This window comes from Massilia eurypsychrophila (assembly GCF_002760655.1).
GTDB lineage: Bacteria > Pseudomonadota > Gammaproteobacteria > Burkholderiales > Burkholderiaceae_D > JAFCUW01.
In genome coordinates, this window is the sequence record NZ_PDOC01000002.1 from 86,295 (window position 1) to 108,688 (window position 22,394).

Annotated in this window: 23 protein-coding genes; 7 read left to right on the forward strand and 16 right to left on the reverse strand. The window is 65.2% G+C overall.

The features are described 5' to 3' along the window. Window positions 1–18: 18 nt before the first annotated feature. The 4 genes from CR105_RS03205 to hmpA all read right to left on the reverse strand — a co-directional run bounded on the left by CR105_RS03205 (window position 19) and on the right by hmpA (window position 5,378). Entirely contained in the window at window positions 19–2,406 is a 2,388-nt protein-coding gene (locus tag CR105_RS03205) for a phosphoketolase family protein (RefSeq protein WP_099787002.1), read from the reverse strand. Further along, a complete protein-coding gene (locus tag CR105_RS03210; RefSeq protein WP_099787003.1) occupies window positions 2,399–3,628 on the reverse strand; it encodes an acetate/propionate family kinase in 1,230 nt (409 codons plus the stop codon). Before CR105_RS03210 ends, CR105_RS03205 begins: the two co-directional genes overlap by 8 nt. A gap of 167 nt (window positions 3,629–3,795) precedes the next feature. Further along, a complete protein-coding gene (locus CR105_RS03215) occupies window positions 3,796–4,164 on the reverse strand; it encodes a group III truncated hemoglobin (protein ID WP_099787004.1) in 369 nt (122 codons plus the stop codon). Between the two features lie 14 nt (window positions 4,165–4,178). After that, window positions 4,179–5,378, reverse strand: a complete 1,200-nt coding sequence (hmpA, locus tag CR105_RS03220; RefSeq protein ID WP_099787005.1) for an NO-inducible flavohemoprotein — start codon at window positions 5,376–5,378, stop codon at window positions 4,179–4,181. Window positions 5,379–5,576: 198 nt separating this feature from the next. Here hmpA and CR105_RS03225 point away from each other — a divergent pair, with 198 nt between their 5' ends. Both CR105_RS03225 and CR105_RS03230 read left to right on the forward strand, forming a co-directional pair. Continuing rightward, entirely contained in the window at window positions 5,577–6,812 is a 1,236-nt protein-coding gene (locus CR105_RS03225; RefSeq protein WP_099787426.1) for a YbfB/YjiJ family MFS transporter, read from the forward strand. After that, window positions 6,809–7,534, forward strand: coding sequence for a hypothetical protein (locus CR105_RS03230; RefSeq protein ID WP_099787006.1), 726 nt, complete (start codon window positions 6,809–6,811; stop codon window positions 7,532–7,534). The genes CR105_RS03225 and CR105_RS03230 overlap by 4 nt, the downstream gene beginning before the upstream one ends. Here the strand turns inward: CR105_RS03230 and CR105_RS03235 are convergent, their stop codons facing one another. Then, window positions 7,535–7,933 (reverse strand): cupin domain-containing protein, encoded by a 399-nt coding sequence (locus CR105_RS03235; RefSeq protein WP_099787007.1) that lies wholly within the window; start codon window positions 7,931–7,933, stop codon window positions 7,535–7,537. Window positions 7,934–7,979: 46 nt separating this feature from the next. Continuing rightward, complete coding sequence (locus tag CR105_RS03240) at window positions 7,980–8,402, reverse strand: hypothetical protein (protein ID WP_099787008.1); 423 nt, start codon at window positions 8,400–8,402, stop codon at window positions 7,980–7,982. Window positions 8,403–8,492: 90 nt separating this feature from the next. Here CR105_RS03240 and CR105_RS03245 point away from each other — a divergent pair, with 90 nt between their 5' ends. Further along, window positions 8,493–8,843 carry a MerR family transcriptional regulator gene (locus tag CR105_RS03245; RefSeq protein ID WP_099787009.1) on the forward strand — a complete coding sequence of 117 codons (351 nt, stop codon included), beginning with the start codon at window positions 8,493–8,495 and terminating at the stop codon, window positions 8,841–8,843. Window positions 8,844–8,874: 31 nt separating this feature from the next. Here CR105_RS03245 and CR105_RS03250 read toward each other — a convergent pair whose 3' ends face one another. From CR105_RS03250 to CR105_RS03270, 5 genes are read right to left on the reverse strand one after another with little or no spacing between them, the layout of a single operon-like run. Then, window positions 8,875–10,155, reverse strand: a complete 1,281-nt coding sequence (locus tag CR105_RS03250; RefSeq protein ID WP_099787427.1) for a DUF445 domain-containing protein — start codon at window positions 10,153–10,155, stop codon at window positions 8,875–8,877. A 14-nt stretch (window positions 10,156–10,169) separates the two neighbouring features. Then, window positions 10,170–10,499, reverse strand: coding sequence for a hypothetical protein (locus tag CR105_RS03255; RefSeq protein WP_099787010.1), 330 nt, complete (start codon window positions 10,497–10,499; stop codon window positions 10,170–10,172). Window positions 10,500–10,555: 56 nt separating this feature from the next. Continuing rightward, window positions 10,556–11,707, reverse strand: coding sequence for a CaiB/BaiF CoA transferase family protein (locus CR105_RS03260; protein WP_099787011.1), 1,152 nt, complete (start codon window positions 11,705–11,707; stop codon window positions 10,556–10,558). A 12-nt stretch (window positions 11,708–11,719) separates the two neighbouring features. After that, window positions 11,720–12,862, reverse strand: coding sequence for an acyl-CoA dehydrogenase family protein (locus tag CR105_RS03265; protein ID WP_229413600.1), 1,143 nt, complete (start codon window positions 12,860–12,862; stop codon window positions 11,720–11,722). A gap of 8 nt (window positions 12,863–12,870) precedes the next feature. Next, window positions 12,871–14,055 carry a lipid-transfer protein gene (locus CR105_RS03270; protein WP_099787013.1) on the reverse strand — a complete coding sequence of 395 codons (1,185 nt, stop codon included), beginning with the start codon at window positions 14,053–14,055 and terminating at the stop codon, window positions 12,871–12,873. 83 nt (window positions 14,056–14,138) lie between these two features. Between CR105_RS03270 and CR105_RS03275 the strand changes: the two genes are divergently transcribed. After that, the gene (locus CR105_RS03275) at window positions 14,139–14,774 is read left to right on the forward strand and encodes a TetR/AcrR family transcriptional regulator (protein WP_099787014.1); all 636 of its coding nucleotides are present in this window, start codon (window positions 14,139–14,141) and stop codon (window positions 14,772–14,774) included. Between the two features lie 76 nt (window positions 14,775–14,850). Here CR105_RS03275 and CR105_RS03280 read toward each other — a convergent pair whose 3' ends face one another. After that, window positions 14,851–16,803: an AAA family ATPase gene (locus CR105_RS03280; protein WP_099787015.1), complete on the reverse strand. Its 1,953-nt coding sequence runs from the start codon at window positions 16,801–16,803 to the stop codon at window positions 14,851–14,853. A gap of 493 nt (window positions 16,804–17,296) precedes the next feature. Between CR105_RS03280 and CR105_RS03285 the strand changes: the two genes are divergently transcribed. Next, window positions 17,297–17,581 carry a hypothetical protein gene (locus tag CR105_RS03285; RefSeq protein ID WP_099787016.1) on the forward strand — a complete coding sequence of 95 codons (285 nt, stop codon included), beginning with the start codon at window positions 17,297–17,299 and terminating at the stop codon, window positions 17,579–17,581. Window positions 17,582–17,622: 41 nt separating this feature from the next. Here the strand turns inward: CR105_RS03285 and CR105_RS03290 are convergent, their stop codons facing one another. The 3 genes from CR105_RS03290 to CR105_RS03300 all read right to left on the reverse strand — a co-directional run bounded on the left by CR105_RS03290 (window position 17,623) and on the right by CR105_RS03300 (window position 20,546). Then, window positions 17,623–18,171 carry a DUF1697 domain-containing protein gene (locus CR105_RS03290; RefSeq protein WP_099787017.1) on the reverse strand — a complete coding sequence of 183 codons (549 nt, stop codon included), beginning with the start codon at window positions 18,169–18,171 and terminating at the stop codon, window positions 17,623–17,625. Between the two features lie 39 nt (window positions 18,172–18,210). Beyond that, entirely contained in the window at window positions 18,211–18,819 is a 609-nt protein-coding gene (gene gstA / locus CR105_RS03295; RefSeq protein ID WP_099787018.1) for a glutathione transferase GstA, read from the reverse strand. A 134-nt stretch (window positions 18,820–18,953) separates the two neighbouring features. Then, entirely contained in the window at window positions 18,954–20,546 is a 1,593-nt protein-coding gene (locus CR105_RS03300) for a sensor histidine kinase (protein ID WP_099787019.1), read from the reverse strand. A gap of 135 nt (window positions 20,547–20,681) precedes the next feature. Between CR105_RS03300 and CR105_RS03305 the strand changes: the two genes are divergently transcribed. Next, window positions 20,682–21,020, forward strand: coding sequence for a hypothetical protein (locus tag CR105_RS03305; protein WP_099787020.1), 339 nt, complete (start codon window positions 20,682–20,684; stop codon window positions 21,018–21,020). After that, window positions 21,017–21,859 carry an HDOD domain-containing protein gene (locus CR105_RS03310; protein ID WP_099787021.1) on the forward strand — a complete coding sequence of 281 codons (843 nt, stop codon included), beginning with the start codon at window positions 21,017–21,019 and terminating at the stop codon, window positions 21,857–21,859. The genes CR105_RS03305 and CR105_RS03310 overlap by 4 nt, the downstream gene beginning before the upstream one ends. Window positions 21,860–22,004: 145 nt before the next feature. Here CR105_RS03310 and CR105_RS03315 read toward each other — a convergent pair whose 3' ends face one another. After that, window positions 22,005–22,349 (reverse strand): hypothetical protein, encoded by a 345-nt coding sequence (locus CR105_RS03315; RefSeq protein WP_099787022.1) that lies wholly within the window; start codon window positions 22,347–22,349, stop codon window positions 22,005–22,007. Window positions 22,350–22,394: the final 45 nt, after the last annotated feature.

Below are 22,394 nucleotides of genomic sequence, written 5' to 3' on the forward strand. Positions count from 1 at the left end.
GTGCCTCCGATAAGTCGTTCAATGCGCGTTGTTGGGCGCGCCGGTGTTCCAGGTCCAGTCGAGAATGGACGGCATGTCGATGCCGTGTTCGCGGATATATGCGCTGTGCGCAGCAAGGCTGTCCTGGGCGAACTGCAGCGCCGCCTGGCGCACAGGCTGCAGCTTGGGCACGCGCTCGACGGCGGCGGCGAACAGGTGGAAGCGGTCGACCTGGTTGAGCACCACCATGTCGAACGGCGTCGTGGTGGTGCCCTCCTCGCGGAAACCGTGCACGTGGATGTTGGCGTGGTTGGCGCGCCGGTACGTGAGCCGGTGGATCAGCGACGGGTAGCCGTGGTAGGCGAAGATGACCGGCTTGTCGGTGGTAAACATGGTGTCGAACTGCGCCTCGTCCAGGCCGTGCGGGTGCACGTGGGCCGGCTGCAAGGTCATCAGGTCGACGACGTTGACGAGGCGCACGCTGAGCGTCGGAAAATGTTCGCGCAGCATCTGCACCGCAGCCAGCGCTTCCAGCGTCGGCACGTCGCCGGCGCACGCGAGCACGACGTCGACATCGTCGTCGCGGTCGTTGCTGGCCCATTCCCACACGCCGATGCCGGCGCGGCAATGGGCGATGGCAGCGTCGATATCGAGCCACTGCGCTTCCGGATGCTTGCCGGCGACGATGACGTTGATCTTGTCGCGGCTGCGCAGGCAGTGATCGGTGACGGCGAGCAGCGTGTTGGCGTCCGGCGGCAGATAGACGCGCACGATCTCGGCCTTCTTGTTGAGCACATGGTCGATGAAGCCCGGGTCCTGGTGGCTGGCGCCATTGTGGTCCTGGCGCCAGACGTGCGACGACAGCAGATAGTTGAGCGAGGCGATCGGCGCGCGCCAGGCGATGTCGTTGGCCGACTTGAGCCACTTGGCGTGCTGGTTGAACATCGAATCGACGATGTGGATGAACGCCTCGTAGCAGGAAAACATGCCGTGGCGGCCGGTCAGCAGATAGCCCTCGAGCCAGCCTTCGCATTGATGCTCGCTGAGCATTTCCATTACGCGGCCGTCGGCGGCGACATCTTCGTCGCCGGGCAGGATCTCGGCGGTCGAACAGCGAGCACTGGCCTCGAACACGGCGGCCCAGCGGTTCGACGCCGTTTCGTCCGGGCTGAAGATGCGGAAGTTGCTCATGTTTTGCTGCATCACGGCGCGCAGGTACTCGCCCTGCACGCGGGTCGATTCGGCCAGCGTGGCGCCAGGCGCCGCCACGTCGACGGCGAATTCATGCACGTCGGGCAGCACCAGGTCGCGCAGCAGCGCGCCGCCGTTGGCCACCGGATTGGCGCTCATGCGGCGCGCGCCGGCCGGCGCCAGTGCGCGCAGCGGCGCGATCAGCTTGCCGTCCGCATCGAACAGTTCATCGGGGGCATAGCTGTGCATCCATTGTTCCAGCAGCGCCAGGTGGCCTGGCTTGTGCATGTCGGCGATCGGCACCTGGTGCGCGCGGAAGGTGCCTTCGCTCGGCTTGCCGTCGACGGTCCGCGGACCGGTCCAGCCCTTGGGCGAGCGCAGCACGATCATCGGCCAGCGCGGCCGCTCGGTGAAACCGTTGGCGCGGGCGTCGCGCTGGATGGCGCCGATGCGCTGCACCACCAGGTCGAGCGTATCGGCCATCAGCCGGTGCATGGCGTCCGGATCGTCGCCTTCGACGAAGAACGGCTCGTAGCCGTAGCCGGTCATCAAGGCGGCCAGCTCGGCGCGCGGGATGCGCGCCAGCACAGTCGGCCCGGCAATCTTGTAGCCGTTCAGGTGCAGGATCGGCAGCACGGCGCCGTCGTGGACCGGATTGAGGAACTTGTTCGAGTGCCAGCTCGTTGCCAGCGCGCCGGTCTCGGCTTCGCCGTCGCCGACCACGCAGGCGACGATCAGGTCGGGATTGTCGAAGGCGGCGCCGAAGGCGTGCGACAGGGAGTAGCCGAGTTCGCCGCCTTCGTGGATCGAGCCCGGCGTCTCGGCCGACACGTGGCTCGGGATCCCGCCGGGAAAGGAGAATTGCTTGAACAGGCGCCGCACGCCTTCCGCGTCTTGCGCGATGTCGGGATACACCTCGCTGTAGGTGTCTTCCAGGTAGGCATTGGCGACCAGGCCCGGGCCGCCATGGCCGGGACCGGTGACGTACAGCACCGACAGGTCATGCGCCAGGATGACCCGGTTCAGGTGCACGTAGATGAAGTTGAGCCCGGGCGTCGTGCCCCAGTGGCCCAGCAGGCGCGGCTTGACGTGCGCCTGCGTCAGCGGCTGGCGCAGCATCGGGTTGTCGAGCAAATAGATTTGCCCAACCGACAGGTAGTTGGCAGCGCGCCAGTACGCGTGCATGTTGCGCAGCGTTTCGGCGCTGGCGGCGGCCGGCACGGTCATGTCATCCATGGACTTCCCTTCCGGCATCGCTGCCGTTGTCTTGACGCAGCAGCATGCGCGCCTCTTCGGCGATCATCCATTGCTCGTCGGTGTCAATGATGCGCACGCTGACGAGGCTGTCGTCGGCCGAAATGAGCGCGGCATTGGCGGCGTTGCGCGCCGGATCGAGGCGCACGCCGATGTGGGCCAGGCCCTCGCAGATGCGCTCGCGCGCCTCGGCCGAGTTGGCGCCGACCCCGGCGGTAAACACCAGCGTGGTCACGCCCTTGATGGCGGCGGCCATCGCGCCGATCGCCTTGCGTGCCTGGTAGCAGAACAGCTCGACGGCCTGGGCGGCGCGCGGGTCGGTGTGCTGGCGCGCCATCAGCTCGCGCAGGTCGCCGCTGCTGCCGGACACGCCCAGCAGGCCCGATTCGTGGTTGAGCATGTGGTTGAAGCGGGCCGGCTCCATGGCCTCGTTGCGGAAGCAGTGCCAGGCCAGGCCGGGATCGATGTCGCCGGAGCGGTTGCCCATGGCGATGCCGCCGGCGGGCGAGAAACCCATCGTGGTGTCGCGGCTTTGGCCGCCCTGTACGGCAGTGACGCTGGCGCCGCCGCCGAGGTGGGCGAGGATGACCTTGCCGGCGGCGGCGTCCGGCCCGATGATGCTGCCCAGCTGGCGCATCAGGTAGGCGCACGACAGGCCGTGGTAGCCGAAGCGCCTGACGCCGGCGTCGTAATAGCGGTGCGGAATGGCCATCATGCTGGCCACCGCCGGCATGCCGGCGTGGAAGGCGCTGTCGAAGCAGGCGATGTGGGTGACGTCCGGATAGCGGCGGCGCAGCATTTCGATCAGGTGCAATTCTTGCGGCAAATGCTCGGGGTCGGCGGTGGCGCAGTCGTACAGCGCGCCGAGCAAGGCGCCGTCGATTTTTTCGCATGCGGCGACATGCACGCCGCCATGGACGACGCGGTGCGCAATGGCCGCCAGCGACGCCGGCTCGAGCCGCGCGGCCAGCCAGTCGACCAGTACATTGACGGCGGTGACGCGGTCCGGAACGGCAAACGTGCGCTGCAGCGTATCGCCGCTGTCGGCGCCACGCACACTAAAGCAGCTACCGGAATGGCCGATGCCGCTGATTTCGCCCTCGAATATCGCGGTCACGATCGGCGCGGTACTGAACAGGGCAAACTTGATGCTCGACGATCCGGCGTTGATCACCAATAGTTGTGGCTTGGCGGGAATGTTCATGAGTTTCCTCGTGGATGAATTGCAGCGCCTATGGGATGGGACGGAATATCGACCAGGCGATGGGCAAGCAGCGAAGAGCGCGCCCGTGGACACTCTGAGTGACGAGGTGATCAGTTAACAGTAACACACTAGTTCGCGCCGGCCGGTTCGCCATGCCGGCCGCGCCATCACACGTGGATTTCGCCGAAAAAGCCCAGCTGCAGGCTGCCGGCGATCCGCTCGGCGACCTGGATCGCCGCGGCGGACTGCTCGATGCCGAACACCTCGATCGCCGTCATCCTGAACAGCGCCAGCCAGCGGACGAAGTGCTGCTTGCCGATGCCGTTGAGCGCCATGTGCTTGGCGAAGACATTGCCCTCGAACTCGCCGGTGCCCAGCAGCACCTTGGTCCAGAACGCATACATGCGCGGCATGTGCTGGTCCCACTTGCCTTCGAGCTTGCTGGCAAACACCGGCCCCAGCACGGCGTCGTCGCGCACGCGCGCGTAAAACGCGTCGACCATCACCGGTATCGATGCTGCCGTAATCGAGGTCATTGCTTGCCTTTCATTTAGTCGACGTAATTGAGCAGCTCGGGGCCGAACACTTCGCGGTGCAGGCGGCTTGCCGGCACGCCGGCTTCGATCAGCGAGCGCCACTGCGCCTGCATGAAGGCGACCGGGCCGCACAGGTAGACGTCGGCATCCCGGTAGGCCCATGCCGGCACCTTGCTCACGTCCATCATACCCGCGCAGATCGACGCGTCGTCCTCGGGCGAGCACGTTTCGTAAAAGGTGGCCACCGCCAGGTTCGGCATCGACTGCTTCGCCACGGCGACGTCGGCGCGGTGCGCGTGATGGCGCCCGGCGCGGGCGGCGTGGGCGAACGTGACGTGCCGCTGCGGATTGGTGCGGGCGATGCGGTTCAGTACCGAGATCATCGGCGTGATGCCGACCCCGGCCGACATCAGCACGATTGGCGCCGCGCCTTCGGTGTCGGCGGTGAAGTCACCGAACGGATGGGTCACTTTCAGGATGCTGCCCGTGACCACATGCTGGTGCAGCCAGTTCGATACGCGGCCGGCCGGCGTGGCGTCGCCCTCGCGCTCGCGCTTGACCGAGATGCGCAGCGACTGGCCGTTCGGCGCGTCCGACAGGCTGTACTGGCGCAGCTGCGTGGCGCCGTCGTCGAACGTCACGGACACGCTCAGGTACTGGCCCGGCTTGAAGGCGGGCGCCGCTTCCGCACCGGCCGGTGCGAGCACGAACGCGGTGATGTCGTCGCTTTCATTGATGACGTCGATGACCCGCATGTCGCTCAGCTGGCCGGGCGCTATGCCGGCTTGCGCGTACAGCGCGTTCTCGGCGGCGATCAGCGCGGCGGCCAGTTCGGAATAGGCTTCATCCCAGGCGGCGATCAGCGCCGGCGTGGCGGCCTCGCCGAGCACTTCCTGGATGGCGCCGAGCAGGTAGCGGCCGACGATCGGATAGTGCTGCGCGGTGATGCCGAGCGAGGCGTGCTTGTGCACGATGCGGCTGACGACCGGCGCCAGCACGGCGGCGTTGTCGATGTTGGCCGCGTAGGCAAATACGGCGGAGGCGAGCGACTGCTGCTGGCTGCCATTGGCCTGGTTGCCCATGTTGAACAGGTTGGTCAGCTCAGGGTGGGCGGCAAACATGTTGCGATAGAAAATCGTGGTGATGGCGAGGCCATGTTCGCGCAACACGGGAACACTGGCGTCGATGTAGGGGCGGGCAACTGCGGAAACCATTTGATTCTCCAAAATGCATGAGTGCATCAACAACTACAAAAAATGCTCACGTTGTGTGAGTCGTGCTCGTCAGCGGCACCATTCTATCAAAGATGCATTTCATTTGCATCTTATCGCTCATTTTCGCGCTTTTACCCGCGGCGCCCGCTCGGCTTATGATGTGCATTGGTCACGCCGCTGAACTGCGCGAAAGAGGAAATGAAGAGTACGTTGAAAGCACCTGTCGATTCACTGGCGAGCGCGCCGTCCCTGGCGGCGCGGCGGCCGTTCCTGACCGCGCTTGCCTTGTCGCTGGGCGCTGCCGTGTCGCTTGGCCTGACGCGCTTTTCCTACGCGCTGTTGCTGCCGCCGATGCGCGACGACCTGGGCTGGAGCTACCTGTTGTCCGGCTCGATGAATACCGGCAATGCGCTCGGCTACTTGATCGGCGCGCTGATCACGCCGGCCATCATGCGGCGCTTCGGCGCCCAGGCCGCGCTGGTCGGCGGCGCCGTGCTGGCCGGCATCTTCATGATGCTGTCCGGCCTGGTGGTAAACGCCGAACTGCTGATCCTGCAGCGCGTGCTGGCCGGCATTGCCAGCGCCGCCATCTTCATCGCCGGCGGCGTGCTGGCGGCGCGGCTGAGTTTGCTGCATCCGGACCGCGCCGGCCTGCTGATCGGCATCTACTACGGCGGCACCGGCATCGGCATCGTGATCTCGGCGCTGCTGGTGCCGCTCGCGCTGGCGGCGGCAGGCGCGCACGGCGCCGCGCACGCGTGGCAGTGGGCGTGGGTGGCGCTGGGCGCCGTCTGCCTGCTGGCGACGGTGGCGATGGCGCTGCCGGCGCGCCACATCGACGGCGCCGCCTCGCCGGCCAGCGCGCACGGCAACTTCCGCCTGCGGCCGTTTGCGTTCGGGCTGCTCGGCTACCTGATGTTCGGCGTCGGCTACATCGGCTACATGACCTTCGTCATCGCCGTGCTCAAGGAGCAAGGCATGGGCGCCGGCACCATCACGCTGTTCTATTCGATGCTCGGGGTGGCGGTGATCGCCTCGTCGCGCATCTGGGCGCGCATGCTCGACCGCTTCAAGGGCGGCCAGTCGATGGCGGTACTCAATGGACTGCTCGGCGTGGCGACCATCATGCCGGCGTTGACGGCGGCGCCGGTGCTGGTGTTTGTCCCGGGTCTGATGTTCGGCGCGATTTTCCTGTCGGTGGTGGCCTCCACGACCGCGCTGGTACGCCATAATTTGCCGCAGCACGCCTGGTCGTCGGGCATCAGCGCGTTCACGACGGTGTTCGCTCTTGGGCAGATCGTCGGGCCGTCGATGATCGGCTGGATCGCCGACGGGCCGGGCGGCTTGCAGCGCGGGCTGATATATTCCGCCGTGGCGCTGTTTGCCGGCGCCGTGCTGGCGTCGCGCCAGCGCGCACTCGAAGGAAGCAAATGAATAAATTGATCGCCGAATTGACCAGGTTATACCTGTCGCCTGGCGCCATGTCGGCGCCGGCGCTCGAACAGCAGCTGCGCGGCCAGGCGACGCATGCCATCAGCCTGACCGACGGCGAGGGACTGGCGCGCGCCATGGTCATCGCGTTCAACAAGACCGACACCGAGGGCGAACATTGGGCCTTGCTGTGCGAGGTGGCCAACGCCTTGCAGGCGGAGCTTGGCCTGCCGGCGCCGGCGGTCAGCATTTCGGGCGCGGATGGCTATGGGCTGTGGCTGTCGCTGGAAAACGCGGTGCCTGCCGCCATGGTCCAGCAGTTCCTTGGCCTGCTGCGCAAGGCGTATTTCCCGCGCATGGAACTGGGCGCGGACGCACTGGTCGAGCTGCCGCCGTGCCTGCACCAGCCCAGCGGGAAGTGGGCGGCGTTTATCAATCCGGGGCTGGGCGCGTCGTTCGCCGACGAAGCCGGGCTGGAGATGGCGCCGCCGTTCGCCGGTCAGGCGGCGCTGCTCGAGAGCGTGCAGAGCATCAGCGCGGCGCAGTTCCAGCGGGCGACGACGATGCTGCAGCAGGCGCATGGCGTGGCGGCGCCGGCCAGCGAGCCGGCGCCTTCAACTGCTCAGGGCTTGCTGCTGAAAGACGCGACGCTGGAAGACATCGTGCGCCATCTGCACGCGAACAATATCGAGCCGACTTTCCGGCACCTGATGCCGCAGCGTTGATTACTTCGCCGGTGTCGCCAGCGGCTTGCTCTTGTCGACGACATACACGCCGAGGAAGCGCAGCGGCGCGCTGCCCGGATTGTGGGCGCCGTGCACTTTTCCAGCCGGGACCACAAAGGCTTCGCCGGCCTTGACGAGGCGCGGTGGCTCGCCATCGATCAGCAGTTCGACTTCGCCTTCCAGCACGTAGCTGATCTCGTCGCCCGGATGGGTGTGGCGCGGCGCGGACACGCCGCCGTCGATTTCGCCGCGCACCACCACCGCGTGCTGGCCTGGCGCGGCGACGTCCGCGGTCAGCACCGGCGTGCGCTTGATCTGCGCCGAGGCGCCCGCCGTGGCCAGCAGGGCAACGACGAGCAAGGATGCGGCGATTGCGGTGGAAGGCTTCTGTACGATCATGACGTTCCTTTCGGGGGCAAATGGGCGCCGGATGCGCTGAGCCATATTACGCCGGCTTGGCGATGACATGAGCTTTCTTTTCGCCCGTGACCGGCAAACTCTGGATCACCCCGAACACGATTTCGAACAAGGTGAAGCCGAGGATCAGCGCGCTGGCGCCGTGCGCGACCGCGTAAATCTGCCAGGCCGCAAACAGGAATCTCGCCATGGCGTCGTAGCGGCCGAACTGCAATTGCGGATCGCGTATGCGCAAGACCGCCCACACCACCACGATCGAGCCGAGCAGGTTCGCCATCAGCATGTGCGCCGGCTCGAAAGGCGGGAGCGAGCCGGGCAGCCCCTGCGCTGCAATTGCCAGCATCGCATGCATCGCCGCGAACGTCCACGGTGTGGCAAAGCCTATCGTGGCCACCAGGTCGTACCAGGCGCTTACGCGGACGATGCGGCAATATTGGGCGGGATGAATCATTGGCTGCTCCTTGATATTTCAAGTATTGAAGCGCCAAGCGTAAGGTATTGAGTACACTCCAGGGTCAAGCAGAATCGGCGGAAAGATCATATGCATATCGGGACGTTGGCGGAAATGACTGGCCTCAGCCGGGATACCCTGCGCTTTTACGAGCAGCGCGGATTGATCAGGTCGAGCCGGTCCGCCAACGGCTACCGCCTGTACGCGGTCGAAACGGTACACCTGCTCGGTTATATCCGCATCGCGCAGCGGCTCGGATTTACCCTGGGGCAGATCGGCGAGAGCCTGCCGGCGCTGTGGGATTCCGCCATGCCGCAGCTGGAGGTCAATGCGCTGCTGGCGGAGAAAGTGGCCGCGATCGACCGCAAGATCGACGAGCTGTCCGGCCTGAAAAAAGAGCTGCTTGAAATGATGGGGCAGGTTTGCCCGAATCAGAGCTAGGGGTCAGACCTGGTCTGACCCCTGTATTCCCTTAGCGGGCGGCGATGCCAAGCAACGCCGGCAGGGTCGACACCAGGTACAGCACCACGCCGATCAAGCCGCCGACCACGGTGCCGTTGATGCGGATGTACTGCAGGTCCTTGCCGATATTGAGCTCGATCTGCTGCGACATCTCCTTGCTGTCCCAGTTCTTCACGGTGTCGGCGATGTGGCGGGTCAGGAACTGGGCGAACTCCGGCGCCGCGCTGCGCACCGCCGCCTCCAGATGGTCGTTGAGCGACTGGCGCAGCCGCACGTCTTCGGCCAGCGTGCGGCCGATCCAGCTGCCGGTGGCTACCACGCGCTGGTGCAGCACCGACTGCTCGCTGTGCAGGTCCTTTTTGAGCCACGCCTTCAGGTCGTCCCACAAGGACTTCAGATAGGTGTTGAGGGTGTCGTCGCCGAGCAGGTACTGCTTGATCTCCTCGCCCTTCTGATGGAACTCTGGATCGCTTTTCAGTCGCTCGACGAAGTCGTGGGTGAAGCGGTCGAAGTTGCGGCGCAGCTCGTGATCCGGGTCGCCATTGACCTTGGCGAGGATGCCTGCCGCCAGCCGCACCGCGATGTCGGCGCCCTTGCGGCCGATCATCTCGGACGGCAGCACCTTTTCGAACACCGCGTACTCTTCCTTGAGCCAGTCGACGATGCCCTGCGCGATGAACGCCTGCGTCTCTTCGTTGTGCAGCAGCGTGGCAAGCTGGTTGATGCCTTCGTCGAGCAGCTGCTGGTGGCGCCCGTTCCTCGTCATCGATTCGATGATCACGCCGGCCGACTGCGACAGGTCGACGCTGTTGACCAGCGAGTGCACAGCCTTGCGGATGAAGTTCTGCACCGGCGCGTCCTCGATGAAATCGAGTACGCCGGCGGCCAGCTTGACCAGGTAGTCGCCCAGCACCTTGGCGTTGTCGGGCCGGACCAGCCAGTCGGCCACCTTCTGCGCCGGGTCGTGGCGCCGGATCAGGCTCACCACCGATTCGGTATCGAGGAATTTGTCGCGCACGAACACGGCCAGGTTGTCGGCGATCTTCTCCTTGTTCTTGGGGATGATGGCGGTATGGCGCGACACGAACGGAATCGGCACGCGCTTGAACAGGGCGACGACGGCGAACCAGTCGGCCAGCGCGCCGATCATCGCCGCCTCGGCAAACGCTTTCAAAAGACCGACCCACCACGACGGCGGCAGGAACAGCGTCACGGCGAACAGGACGCCGGCGCCGACAAAGAACATCAGCGCCAGCCGCTTGGAGGCGCGCAGTTCGCCTTCCTTATCCAGCGGTACGGCGGTGCTCAATCGGGCTCGCCCACGTCGGTGTTTTCGTCGAGCTGGTAGTCGCCGCGCTCGTAGGCGGCGAGGATTTCTTCGGCCTGCTGCAGGTATTCGGCGGGCGCCAGGATGCGCACGCCGCCGAGCGCCGGCGCGATCAGCAGGTCGGCCTGCACGTGGTTGGCGTCGGCCACCACCGCCGGCACGCCGCCCGCCACCAGGCAGCCCTGCAGTACGTAGGCATCGGTCGGCACCAGGCATTTGGCGACGACGAACAGGTCGCGGCCAGGCAGCGCTTCGGCTTCCATGCCGGCGCTGACAATGCGGCCCTGGTCACCCAGCGTGTTTTCCATCGCAACTCCTCGGCGGTTTCAAGGTGCCATCTTACTACCGCGGCCGTTTGCACGCCTCAGATCACGTGTGCGGACTGGAGCACCTCGATGTCGGTGTCGGCCCAGCCCCAGCCGGCCAGGATGGCGGCGCTGTCGGCGCCCGGCGCGCAAGGCGCAGCGCCCACCACCGGCGCCGTGCGCGAAAAGCGCGGCGCCGGCGCCGGCTGCGTCACGCCGTCGATGTCGATGAAGGTGCCGCGGGCGACGTTGTGCGGATGGGCCGGCGCTTCGGCCATGTCGAGCACCGGGGCAAAGCAGACGTCGGTGCCTTCCAGCAGAGCGCACCAGTCGGCGCGCGCGCGCGTGGCAAACAGCGCGGCGAAGCGCTGTTTCATCTGCGGCCAGCTGGTGGCGTCCATCTGGGCGCTGAAGGCCGGGTCCGAGGTGCCGGTCAGCTTGAGCAGCAAGGCGTAGAACTGCGGCTCGATCGAGCCGATCGTGATAAATTTGCCGTCAAGGCAGACGTAGCTGTCGTAGAACGGGGCGCCGCCGTCGAGCAGGTTCGAGGCGCGCTGGTCGTTCCATGCGCCGAACGCGCGAAAACCGTACATCATCGCGCCCAGCAGCGCGGCGCCGTCGGTCATGGCGGCGTCGACCACCTGGCCCTTGCCGGAGGTGCGCGCTTCGAGCACCGCGCAAACGACGCCGAACGCGAGCATCATGGCGCCGCCGCCGAAGTCGCCCACCAGATTCAAGGGCGGCGCCGGCGGCGTGTCGGCGCGGCCCATCGCGTGCAGCATGCCGGTCAGGGCGATGTAGTTGAGGTCATGGCCGGCCGCCTGCGCCAGCGGACCATGCTGGCCCCAGCCGGTCACGCGGCCGTACACCAGCTTCGGGTTGCGCGCGTGGCAGACGTCGGGGCCGAAGCCGAGCCGCTCCATCACGCCGGGACGAAAGCCTTCCAGCACCATGTCGGCCTGGTCGAGCAGGCGCAGCACCACCTTCTTTGCCGCCGGCAGCTTCAGGTCGAGCGCCAGCGAGCGGCGCCCGCGCGCCATCACGTCGTACTTCGTCCCAAGCATCGGGAACGGATTGTCGGCGCCGGGCGGCGCCTTGCGGTCGATGCGGATCACTTCCGCCCCCATGTCGGCCAACATCATGGCGGCGAAAGGACACGGCCCGAGGCCAACCATTTCGACTACGCGAATTCCTGCCAGCGGTCCTGCCATGCGAACTTTCCCTTACAGTGAACGGGCGATGATTTCTTTCATGATCTCGTTGGCGCCGCCGTAGATGCGCTGCACCCGCGCGTCGACGTACATCTGGGCGATCGGGTATTCGAGCATGTAGCCGTAGCCGCCGAACAGCTGCACGCACTGGTCGATGACCTTGCACTGCAGGTCCGAGATCCAGTACTTCGCCATCGACGCCTGCACCGCATCCATGCGCCCGGCGATCATGTCGTCGATGCAGCGGTCGATGAAGATGCGCGCGATGGTCGCTTCGGTCTTGATCTCGGCCAGCACGAAGCGGGTGTTCTGCATCTCGATCAGGGCCTGGCCGAATGCCTTGCGCTCGCGCGTGTGCTCGACCGTCAGCTTCAGGGCGCGCTCGATCGCCGCCACGCCGGATACGCCCAGGATGGTGCGCTCGTACGGCAGCTCGGTCATCAGCTGCGCGAAGCCGCGCCCTTCGACGCCGCCCAATACACCGTCACTCGCCACATGGGCGTCGTCGAAGAACAGCTCGCACGTGTCCTGGCCCTTCTGGCCGACTTTTTCGAGGATGCGGCCGACCCGGAAGCCCGGATTGTTCTTCGTCTCGAGCAGCAGCAGCGACACGCCGCGCGCGCCGGCTTCCGGATCGGTCTTGACGACGACCAGCACCAGGTCGGCCAGGAAGCCATTGGAGATGAAGGTCTTGGAGCCGTTGACGCGGTAGCCATCGGGGCCTGCCACTGCGGTGCTGCGGATGCCCTTCAGGTCGGAGCCGGCGCCCGGTTCCGACATGGCGATGGCGCCGACCATCTCGCCGCTGGCCAATAGCGGCAGGTACTTCTGCTTCTGTTCTTCGGTGCCCTGGTTGAGGATGTAGTGGGCGACGATGGCGTGCACGTGGATGCCGAACGCCATGTCGCCGGCGTAGCCGAGCTCCTCGAACACCACGCACTGGTGGGCGAAGCTGCCGCCCGAGCCGCCGTAATGTTCCGGGATATCGGCCAGCAGCATGCCCATCTCGCCGCCCTTGTTCCACAGTGCGCGGTCGACGTGCTGCTGGTCCCTGAAGCGCTGCTGGTGCGGCGCTACTTCGCTGTCGACGAAGCGGCGCACGGCGTCGCGAAAGCCTTCCAGCTCGGGATTCATCGACGGAGAAGTGAGGTCCATGGCAGCTCCTACGACGCGCGGTACATGGTGACGACGCAGGCGCCGCCGAGACCGAGATTGTGCTGCAGCGCGACCTTTGCGCCCTTGACCTGGCGCGCGGCGGCGTCGCCGCGCAGCTGGTGGGTCAGCTCGTAGCACTGGGCCAGGCCGGTGGCGCCGAGCGGATGGCCTTTCGACAGCAGGCCGCCGGATGGATTGGTCACCACCTTGCCGCCGTAGGTGTTGTCGCCGTCGCTGATGAATTTGTCGGCGCCGCCTTCCGGGCACAGGCCGAGCGCCTCGTAGGTGATCAACTCGTTCTGTGCGAAGCAGTCGTGCAGCTCGACGACGTCGAGGTCTTCCGGGCCGATGCCGGCCTGCGCGTAGACCTTGGCGGCGGCCTCGCGGCTGATGTCGTAGCCGACCAGGCGCATCATGTCGTTCGAATCGAAGGTGCCGGGACGGTCGGTCGTCATGGCCTGGCCGGCGATGTAGACGTCGGTCTTGAGGCCGTGCTTGCGGGCGAATTCTTCCGATACCAGCACCGCGGCGGCGGCGCCGCAGGTTGGCGCGCACGCCATCAGGCGCGTCATCACGCCGGGCCAGATCATCGGCGCATCGAGCACGTCCTGGGTGCTCACTTCCTTGCGAAACAGCGCCAGCGGATTGTTGACGGCGTGGCGGCTGGCCTTGGCGCGGATCTTGGCAAAAGCGTCGAACGGGGTGCCGTATTTTTCCATGTGCGCGAGACCGGCGCCGCCGAAGTAGCGCAGCGCCAGCGGAATCTCCGGCTTGCCGACCAGCCGGTCGGTGACGGCGTCGAACGGATCGAAGGGGCTGGGACGGTCGTTGAACACGTTGCCGAGCGCGCCCGGGCTCATTTGCTCGAAGCCGAGCACCAGCACGCACTCGGCGGCGCCGCTGGCCACCGCCTGGCGCGCCAGGAACAGCGCGGTCGAACCGGTCGAGCAGTTGTTGTTGACGTTGACGATCGGGATACCGGACAGGCCGACCTGGTACAGCGCCTTCTGGCCGCTGGTCGAGTCGCCGTAGACGTAGCCGGCATAGGCCTGCTCGACGTCGTCGTAGCCGATGCCGGCGTCTTCCAGCGCCTGGCGGGTGGCCATCGCGCCCATCTGGTCGTACGGCGCGCTGGCGCCTGGCTTGGCGAACGGGATCATGCCCACGCCGGTGACGAATACTTTGCGGCTCATTGCGCGCTCCTGGAGGATTTGATGACCCGATTATAGGTCAACCGTACTATTTAAGCATAGCTGCCTCGTGCGATAATTACATCATGCCACCGTCCCTCGCCAGCGTCCCGAAAAACAAGTCCTCGGTCACAACCGAGAAGGGACTCGGCCGCGCCAAGGATATCCTGCAGGCGGCGCGCGAGCTGCTCGCCGCCGACGGCTATGCCGGGCTGTCGATGCGGCGCGTGGCGGCTGAAGTGGGGATGAGCCTGTCGAACGTGCAGCACTACTACCAGAGCAAGGATTCGCTGGTCGAAGCGCTGCTGCTGTACACGATGGACGTGTTCCAGGCGAAGATGGATTCGATCCGGGCGGAGATGAGCGGCGCCTCGCGCAGCGAGCAGTTCCTGTCGACGGTCGACATGTTCATGGACGAGATCACCGATCCGGTCACGCACGCGATTTTTTTCGAGATCTGGGCGCTGGCGTCGCGCAACGCGTTTGCGTCGTCGCTGATGGCCAGGATGCTGGGGCGCGAACGCAAGGCGATCTACCTGCTGATCCGCGGCCTCAATCCGGCGATACCGGACAGCGAGTACATGCAGCGAGCGATCCTGATGGTGGCGCAGATGGAAGGCCTGATGCTGTTCAGGCTCGACAAGCACAAGCGGCGGGAAGAATTTCTGGCGGTGCGCGATTCGGTGCGCAAGGCGCTGCTGATGCTGGCGACGGTGCCTTAAGGGTCTGACCTTGGTCGGCCGGCGCCAACACTATCGGGGTCAGACCCCCTGAAAGCAAAGTCGGGTCTGCCCCCTATCAGACGGCGGCGCCTTCGCACAGCTTCAGGTGCGGACCGGAGATGTGCGCCATCAGCAGTTCGCGGCGCTCTTCCAGCAGCGCGAAGATCGCATCTTTCGACAGCACGTACTGGTCGAGCAGCGTGTCCTTGATCGACTCGATCATGGCTTTGTAGTCGTGGATCGCGCCCAGCGTGTAGCTGTAGAGTTCATCGGACTTCGCTTCGACCTGGCGGATCGACTGTTCGCCGCTGCTGTCCCGGCCAAGCTGGGTGTAGTCGATCTTCGAGCGCGAATACATCGACAGGCGGTTGACCATCAGGTTCAGCATCTTGGTGGCCTTTTCGATGTCGTTCTGGCTGCCGACCGAAATGCCGCGCGCGCCGTAGAACAGCTCCTCGGCGGCAACGCCGCCGTACAGCTGAATGACGTCCTGCTCGAGTTCTTCGAGCGTGCGCAGCGACACGTCGTCGCCCGAATTGAGCACGTAACCGAGGGCGCCGATCTTCGACACCGACTCGGTGCTGATCTTGAGCAGGTGCGACTTCTCCTTCACCTGTTCGAGCGACATCCCCTGGCGCAGGTACGGATCGATCTGCATGAAGAAGTGTCCCAGCTCGTGCAGCGCAACGCGCTCGCGCTGCTTGTGCTTTTCGGCCGTCGTCGCACGGTCGGTCAGGCCCAGCGTGGCGCGCTCGAAAGCGCGGAACATCAGGTCGGTGTTGATGATCGTCTTTTCCTGGATCGAGATCATGCTGGCGCGTTCGACCACGGTTTCGAGCAGCGCGGGACTGAGGTTGGCGGTCATCTCGGCGACCTGGCCGAGGTCGAGGTCATTCCAGTCGACCAGGCCTTCCTTCTTGTGCGACAGGAAGCTCTTGAGCAGTGCACCGCGCTCGGCCTTGTTCGGCAGGCGGAAATTGATCTTCACCGAGAAGCGGCGCAGCATCGCCTCGTCCATCTCGGACGAGGCATCGTCGAAGTTCGACGCCACCACCCAGATCACGCCGGCGCCCTTGTCGCTCTTGACGCCGTCGAGCAGGCCAAGCAAGGTGTTGGCGGTGTCGTCCTCCCACTTCTTTTCGCCGCGGCCGCGCGGCATGAACAGGGTCTGCGCTTCATCGAGGAAGATGATGCAGCTGCCCTTGGCGCAGGCCTTGCGGTACAGCGCATTGAGCGCCTTCGAACCGCCGCCGACGAAGCCCGATTCGAGCGCCGAGCCGGATGCCTGGATCAGCGGCACGTTGAGTTTCTTGGCGAGGTAGCCAACCAGCTTGGTCTTGCCGGTGCCGGCCGGGCCGGTCAGCATCACGTTGAACGGCTTGTCGATGTTGTGCGACTTGTATTCGGCGCGGTTGCGGATCATGTCTTCCAGATGCAGCACTTCCTGCTTGATATCTTCCATGCCGATCAGGTCGTCCATGCTGCCTTTGAGCTTGTCGGGCGTGATGACGGAGGTGTTCATGCCCATCCCGGGAATGCCGAACTTGAGTGCGTAGATGATCAGGGCGATGAGCAGGATGTCGAACGCGTGGCGCTTCAGGAACGCGGTGGTCTGTGCGGCGGCGCTGTTTTCGCCTTCGTCGAGCAGGACCGCCTTGTGCGAAGCGAGGTAGTCGTCCTTGGCGATCGAATACGGAATGGCGTTCTTGAGCAGCACTTCGCGCTCCAGGCTCAGGTGCGAGGTGCTCGGCACCTTGACGACGTGCAGCTCGGACGCTCCCTTGAACTTGAAGATGTAGCGCGGCGACTCGGACAAGGGCTTGGCCACCATCAGGTAGTCGAGCTGGTCCTTCTTCGCGGCCAGCGCGGTGATCTCGGAGATGTTCTGCGACAGCACGATCGGGCTGGTGTCCTGGGCGACGTCGCCGCGGAAGAACGCCATCCACACGATCAGGGCCAGCAGCATTACGGCGCCGACGCGCACATAAGTATTCTTGAAGGCGATCTGAAGTTTGGCTAAGTTGGGCATAGGTACTCTTTGATTTGATTGGTGCGCGTGGTGCGGACTGCGAACAGCCGTGGTTGCCGCGAAGGTGGGGCGCGGCAGTCGAGAAGTCAGGATGGCCGGAGGGCCGCACAATGACCATTTGCCATCACTTTGATGCTCGGAGGCAATAAGGATATGGAGACTATACCGCCAATAAAAAGCCAGGTACAAACAAATTTATGTAAAACTTCGTGCAGCGCAACAGATGTGATCACAGCGGTAATTGAACCCGTTATCGTCCTGATAAACTTGCTTATCGAGTTGATAAAAACGTGCCGATTACCACCTTCTTTGTTGGCTTTTTGAACATCTGTAAAATCGCACGCCGCCTTTAGTGGCGGGCTCTACAGTGCATCGATCTGTTTGTTGTTTGTCAGTCGAATCGGACGCCCCGTCAATACAAAACCCGGTATGCTGGGATTGTGGATCGAATCCGATTTTCCATTGGCGGCAGGGCCAAACAAAGGAAGATGCCGTGAAAACAATCGCACTTGCAGCAAGCCTGGCGCTGATCATGTTCGGCAGCGCGCAGGCCAGCGTGGCGCAGACCGTGGCCGGGCGCGAACCCGCCAGTTTGCCACCCACTTTGCCGGTCGTCGTCGCGGCCGCCCTTCCCGCCACGGCAGGCGCGGGGGGCGTGGTTGTGCTGCAGTCGGCCACGTCGGAGCTGGCCGAACCGGAAATGTTCGCCATGATGCTGCTGGGGCTCGTGCTGATCGGCTACCGCGCAACGCGCGACAGCAGCGAAAAATTCAGCTAGCCGGAAAAGCAGGGCATGTGCAGGGCACGTGCAGGGCACGTTTACCCGCGCGCCGTACATAGCGCGTGCAGCTTGGTGACGGTGTTCCAGTTGCGCGCCGTGGTGGAGTCGCCCAGCACCTTGCTGACGGCCGCAGCCGCTTGGCTGTCGAGCACGCCGTCGGGACACCAGACATACACAGCATCCTTGCCCACGGCCAGCGCGCCAGGCGCCCAATCCTGCCCGGCCAGCGGCGCGACCAGTTGTGCGTGGCTGGCATCGGACAAAATAAAGGTGACGAGGCGCGCATGGTCGGTGGACTGCGGCACCAGCGGATTGGCGGCGACGATGGCGCCGAGTTGTTCGCCGCTGAGCACCGTCACGCGCGCCGCGACGCCGAGCCGGCGCACCATCGCCTCCTCGATGGCGGCGGCGGCAGGCGCCGGCGCATGCACCGGACTGCCGAACACGACGTTGCCACTATTGAGGACGGTGCGCACGTCCGTGAAGCCGAGTTCTTCGAACAAGGTACGCAAGTCGGCCATGGCGACACGTTTGGCGCGGCCGACATTGATGCCGCGCAGGAGGGCAATTCCACAGTGGAAGGTCATGCCCTCGATTCTACTCCAGAGCGCCACCCTGGTCGCCGGTCAGCCCAGCAAGCCTTCGTCGCGCATCGCCTGCTGCACCGCAGGGCGGGCGGCGATGCGGGCGTGAAACGACTGCAGTACGGGGTATGGCGCCAAGTCGAACTGGACGACGGCAGCCCAGTTGAGGACGGTAAACAGATAAGCATCGGCCACCGAGAAGCGCTCGCCGATGAGGTAGTCGCGGCCTTCGAGGCGCTGGGCAACAAAGGCCAGGCGCCTGGTCAGCGCCGCGCGCGCGCCGGCCTTGACCTCGTCGCTGCTGGCGGGATTAAACAGCGGGCTGAAGTTCTTGTGGATTTCGGTGCCGATGAAATGGAGCCACTCGAGCAGTTGGTAGTGCTCGGCGGTGCCGCGGGCCGGCGTCAGCTGTTTGTCGGGCGCCTGGTCGGCGATGTATTGCGTGATCGCCACGCCTTCGGTGAGGATGGTGCCATTGTCCAGTTCCAGTGCGGGGACATATCCTTTCGGATTGATGGCCATGAAGTCGGCGCCGCTCTCGGTGAGCCGCTTGCGGATGTTGACCTTAACGGTGGTGAACGGCAGTCCTGCTTCGAGCAGGGCAATGTGGGGGGACAGCGAGCAGGCGCCGGGACTGAAGTACAGTTTCATGAGAATCCTTTGCGTGGCGTTGGCGCGACAGTCGATCGCGCAGCGGGCCCGGCCGCCGTTGTTCCGGAGGCGCGCGGCATGGCGAGAATACAACAAACCCAGCGGTCCAGCTTGGCCCGGCGCAAGCGCCGCAGCTAATGCGGCGGTGCGCCGGCGCTTTCCACCGCATCGATGTCGACGGCGCCGTCGCGCGGCGTCACGCGCGGGATACGCAAGGTAAATTCGGTGCCGACGCCGACCGTGCTGCGCGCCTTGATGGTGCCGCAAAACTGTTTGACGACGAGGTTGTAGACGATGTTCAGGCCCAGTCCGGTGCCGCCCTGCCCGCGCCGGGTCGTGAAGAAAGGATCGAAGATGCGGTCGAGCGCCTCCGGTGGGATGCCTTTGCCGTTATCGGTGAGCAGCAGTTCGACCATGTCGCCCACTACCCGCGCGTGAATGTCGATCGTGCCGGGATGGTCCGGCGAGAACGCATGCTCGGCGCAATTGAGCATCAGGTTGGTGATGACCTGGGCAAACGCGCCGGGGTAACTGTCGAGCACGATGTCGTCGTCGCCCTCGAGCTTGAGCTCGATGGCGATGTTCTTCAGCTTCGGCCGCAGGCTGGTGACGATTTCGTCGATATACGCCATCAGCGCGAACCGGCGCCGCGCCTCGCTGGTCTGGTCGACCGCGATCTGCTTGAAACTGTGGATCAGGTGGGCTGCGCGGTAGGCGTTGTTGATGATCAGGCGGGTGCTTTCGGCGGCCGTTTCAAGGTAGCGCAGCACCACCGATTTTTTCAGCCCGTCGGCGGCGACGGCTGCCTGCAGCTGGTCGGTGGCATCCTTCAGCACCGACGCGCTGGTCAGGGCGATGCCGACCGGCGTATTGATTTCGTGCGCCACGCCGGCGACCAGGCTGCCCAGCGAGGCCAGCCGCTCGGCCTGCAGCAGCGACTCCTGGGTGCGGCGCAGATCCGTCATCGCCTGCTCGGTCTGCTGCGCCGAGCGCAGCGCGGCGTCCTCGGCCTCGCGGATGCGCAGGATGGTCGACTTCAGGCGGCGCTGGATCTGGTTGAAGCCGCGGATGACGTCGCCGAGCTCGTCGCGTCGGTTTTCCGGCAACTCCTCGACTTCGCCGGTGCTGCGCGTGGCCAGCTCGAACAGGCCGTCGCTGAGCCGGCGCAGCGGGCGGAACACGACGCGCAGCGACAACGACAGCGCCAGCACCAGGATGACGTCGAGCAGCAGCACCTCGACGACCTTGCGCATCAGTTCGGACGACAGCGCGGCGTCGATCTGCGCGCGGCTGAAATACACGACGACCTTGCCCACCGCTACCGGCTGCATGCTGGTGCTGGCCGAACCGGCGTCGCGGAACACGAGTTCGGCGGCGACCGGGGTGGCGCCGGCCGGCGGCTGGCGGCCGGCCGCGACGAGGCCGCCGTCGGCGCCGCGCGCCTTGCCTGCGAACAGGCCCACCGCGCTGTCATAGACGCGGATCGAGACCACTTCCGGCGGCAGCATTTCAGCTTCCAGGATCGTCTCGACCTTGGCCTTGTCGAGGTCCCACAGCGCCGACGGCAGGCTGATCCCGAGGCGGGTCAGGACGCCGTCGCGCAGGCGCTGGTTGCTGCTCTCGAGTTCCTTGCCGAGCGAGTACTGGGCATAGCTGCCGGAAATGGTCAGCACCAGCGTGACGATCAGCACGAACAGCAGTTGCAAGCGGCTTTGAATACTGAACATTCGACCCTTTCAAGGACGCTGTCCCCCAATGTAAGGGAAGCCCTGCCGCTTGGCAAGCGAGCGACAGTCGGTCAGATTTACAGTCATCCGCGTCGCGCGCCGATGGTACTATAGAGAAATAAATTGGAGGATGGCATGAGTTCAGCTTATCAGCACCTGGCGCTGGCCGATGTACGGCCCGGGATGGTGCTCTCGGATGTGTTGCTAGACCAGCAGGGGCAGGTGCTGTTGCCGCAAGGCGCCGTGCTGACCATGGCGATCATCGCCCTGCTACCGCGCCATGGCATCGAGATGCTGGCGATCCTGTGCGGCGGCGCCGCCGCCGCCGCGCCGGCAGTCGACTGCGCCGCGGTGCAGGCGCGCCTGGCCCACCTGTTCCGCGGCCACGACGCCGGCGACGACAACGATGGCGCCACCGCCGCGCTGTACCGCTACATGACGGACTATCGGCTCGAGCGGGAGATCACGCAATGACCCCGCTCAGCCTCGACGACGTGGTCGGCAAACTGGAAGACCTGCCGTCGCTGCCTGCGGTAGTGATGGAACTGCTCACCAGCATCGACCAGGAAGACGTCGACATCTCCGTGCTGGCCAAGAAAGTCTCGCACGACCAGGCGCTGACGGCCAAGACGCTGCGGCTGGCCAACGCGTCGGTGTACGGCCTGCAGGTGAAGGTCACGACGATTCAGCAGGCGATCACGTTTCTCGGCTTTCAGACGACGCGCAACATCATCACCGCCGCCGCCGTCACCGGTTGCTTCGCGGCCGGCAAGTGCGCCGGCTTTGACGACAAGGCATTCTGGCGCCATTCGATCGGCACCGCCGCCTGTGCGCGCGTGTTGGCACGGCGCATGCGCTTCAACCAGGACTACGCTTTCACCGCCGGCCTGCTGCACGACATTGGCCGCCTGGTACTGGTGAGCTCCTACCCGGAGCGCTACGCCGAAGCGATCGCTTACCGCGCCGCGCACGACATCGACATGCTCGACGCGGAACGGGCGGTGCTTGGCGTCGACCATGTAATGGCGGGCGTCGCGCTGGCGGAACACTGGGGGTTTTCGGACACGATGCGCTTGGCGATTGCCAACCACCACAGCCCGGAGCACCCGGGCGCTGGATTCCTCGCCACCATCATTCATGTGGCCAATGCCATCGTTCACGCGCTGGATCTCGCGCGTGAGTCCGACGAGCTGGTGCCCCGCGTTTCGCCGGTCGCCTGGACCGCGCTGGGCCTCACTGAGGAAAGCTACCTGCATGTCTTCCGTGAAACGGAACTGCAGTTTCAAGAAATTGCTACCGTCCTGATGGGCTGACGCCCAGGCGCACGGCGTGCGGAGGAGACGGTGCCCGGCGCCGCGATTCAACCGAATCGATGGCGCCGATCACGTCCTTCGCGTACTGCGTGTTGCTACTCTACCCGCCGCTGGCATGACAGCCGCTGCCGCCACGCCGGCCGAATCAATGGGCATAGTTGCCGGTGGTGGTCGACGCTGCGGCCTCGGCGGCTGCCTTGTCTTCCGCCTTTGGACGGCCCTGGGCGTCGGACAGACGATACTTGGTGCGCCGATCGCCCATCAGGTCGCGCAGGTCGCGGATGCTCATGCCGGTCACTTCGTGCATGCGGATCAGCAGTGACGCGCCGACCGGCAGGCGATGGTGGCGAATCTTGCTGATCACCGGCGGGGCCACCTCGAGCATGCGCGACAAGGCAGCGTCGTTCTTGAGCTGCATTTTGCCGAGCAGGATGTCGAGCAGGTGGTTCGGGTTGTAACTTTCTTGTGATGCCAAAGCATGGTGTGCCATGATTTACCTCGTGTATGTGGTTGAAATAGTTCCGTTACGAACTTT

Bases quoted from the DNA above. Each gene is read 5' to 3' on its own strand.
- CR105_RS03280 (WP_099787015.1), bottom strand. From the start codon at position 16,803: ATGCCCAACTTAGCCAAACTTCAGATCGCCTTCAAGAATACTTATGTG.
- CR105_RS03255 (WP_099787010.1), bottom strand. From the start codon at position 10,499: ATGGAAAACACGCTGGGTGACCAGGGCCGCATTGTCAGCGCCGGCATG.
- CR105_RS03315 (WP_099787022.1), bottom strand. From the start codon at position 22,349: ATGGCACACCATGCTTTGGCATCACAAGAAAGTTACAACCCGAACCAC.
- gstA (WP_099787018.1), bottom strand. From the start codon at position 18,819: ATGAAACTGTACTTCAGTCCCGGCGCCTGCTCGCTGTCCCCCCACATT.
- CR105_RS03225 (WP_099787426.1), top strand. From the start codon at position 5,577: ATGAAGAGTACGTTGAAAGCACCTGTCGATTCACTGGCGAGCGCGCCG.
- CR105_RS03260 (WP_099787011.1), bottom strand. From the start codon at position 11,707: ATGGCAGGACCGCTGGCAGGAATTCGCGTAGTCGAAATGGTTGGCCTC.
- CR105_RS03290 (WP_099787017.1), bottom strand. From the start codon at position 18,171: ATGACCTTCCACTGTGGAATTGCCCTCCTGCGCGGCATCAATGTCGGC.
- CR105_RS03245 (WP_099787009.1), top strand. From the start codon at position 8,493: ATGCATATCGGGACGTTGGCGGAAATGACTGGCCTCAGCCGGGATACC.
- CR105_RS03210 (WP_099787003.1), bottom strand. From the start codon at position 3,628: ATGAACATTCCCGCCAAGCCACAACTATTGGTGATCAACGCCGGATCG.
- CR105_RS03265 (WP_229413600.1), bottom strand. From the start codon at position 12,862: ATGGACCTCACTTCTCCGTCGATGAATCCCGAGCTGGAAGGCTTTCGC.
- CR105_RS03310 (WP_099787021.1), top strand. From the start codon at position 21,017: ATGACCCCGCTCAGCCTCGACGACGTGGTCGGCAAACTGGAAGACCTG.
- CR105_RS03205 (WP_099787002.1), bottom strand. From the start codon at position 2,406: ATGGATGACATGACCGTGCCGGCCGCCGCCAGCGCCGAAACGCTGCGC.
- CR105_RS03235 (WP_099787007.1), bottom strand. From the start codon at position 7,933: ATGATCGTACAGAAGCCTTCCACCGCAATCGCCGCATCCTTGCTCGTC.
- CR105_RS03215 (WP_099787004.1), bottom strand. From the start codon at position 4,164: ATGACCTCGATTACGGCAGCATCGATACCGGTGATGGTCGACGCGTTT.
- CR105_RS03305 (WP_099787020.1), top strand. From the start codon at position 20,682: ATGAGTTCAGCTTATCAGCACCTGGCGCTGGCCGATGTACGGCCCGGG.
- CR105_RS03230 (WP_099787006.1), top strand. From the start codon at position 6,809: ATGAATAAATTGATCGCCGAATTGACCAGGTTATACCTGTCGCCTGGC.
- hmpA (WP_099787005.1), bottom strand. From the start codon at position 5,378: ATGGTTTCCGCAGTTGCCCGCCCCTACATCGACGCCAGTGTTCCCGTG.
- CR105_RS03275 (WP_099787014.1), top strand. From the start codon at position 14,139: ATGCCACCGTCCCTCGCCAGCGTCCCGAAAAACAAGTCCTCGGTCACA.
- CR105_RS03240 (WP_099787008.1), bottom strand. From the start codon at position 8,402: ATGATTCATCCCGCCCAATATTGCCGCATCGTCCGCGTAAGCGCCTGG.
- CR105_RS03300 (WP_099787019.1), bottom strand. From the start codon at position 20,546: ATGTTCAGTATTCAAAGCCGCTTGCAACTGCTGTTCGTGCTGATCGTC.
- CR105_RS03270 (WP_099787013.1), bottom strand. From the start codon at position 14,055: ATGAGCCGCAAAGTATTCGTCACCGGCGTGGGCATGATCCCGTTCGCC.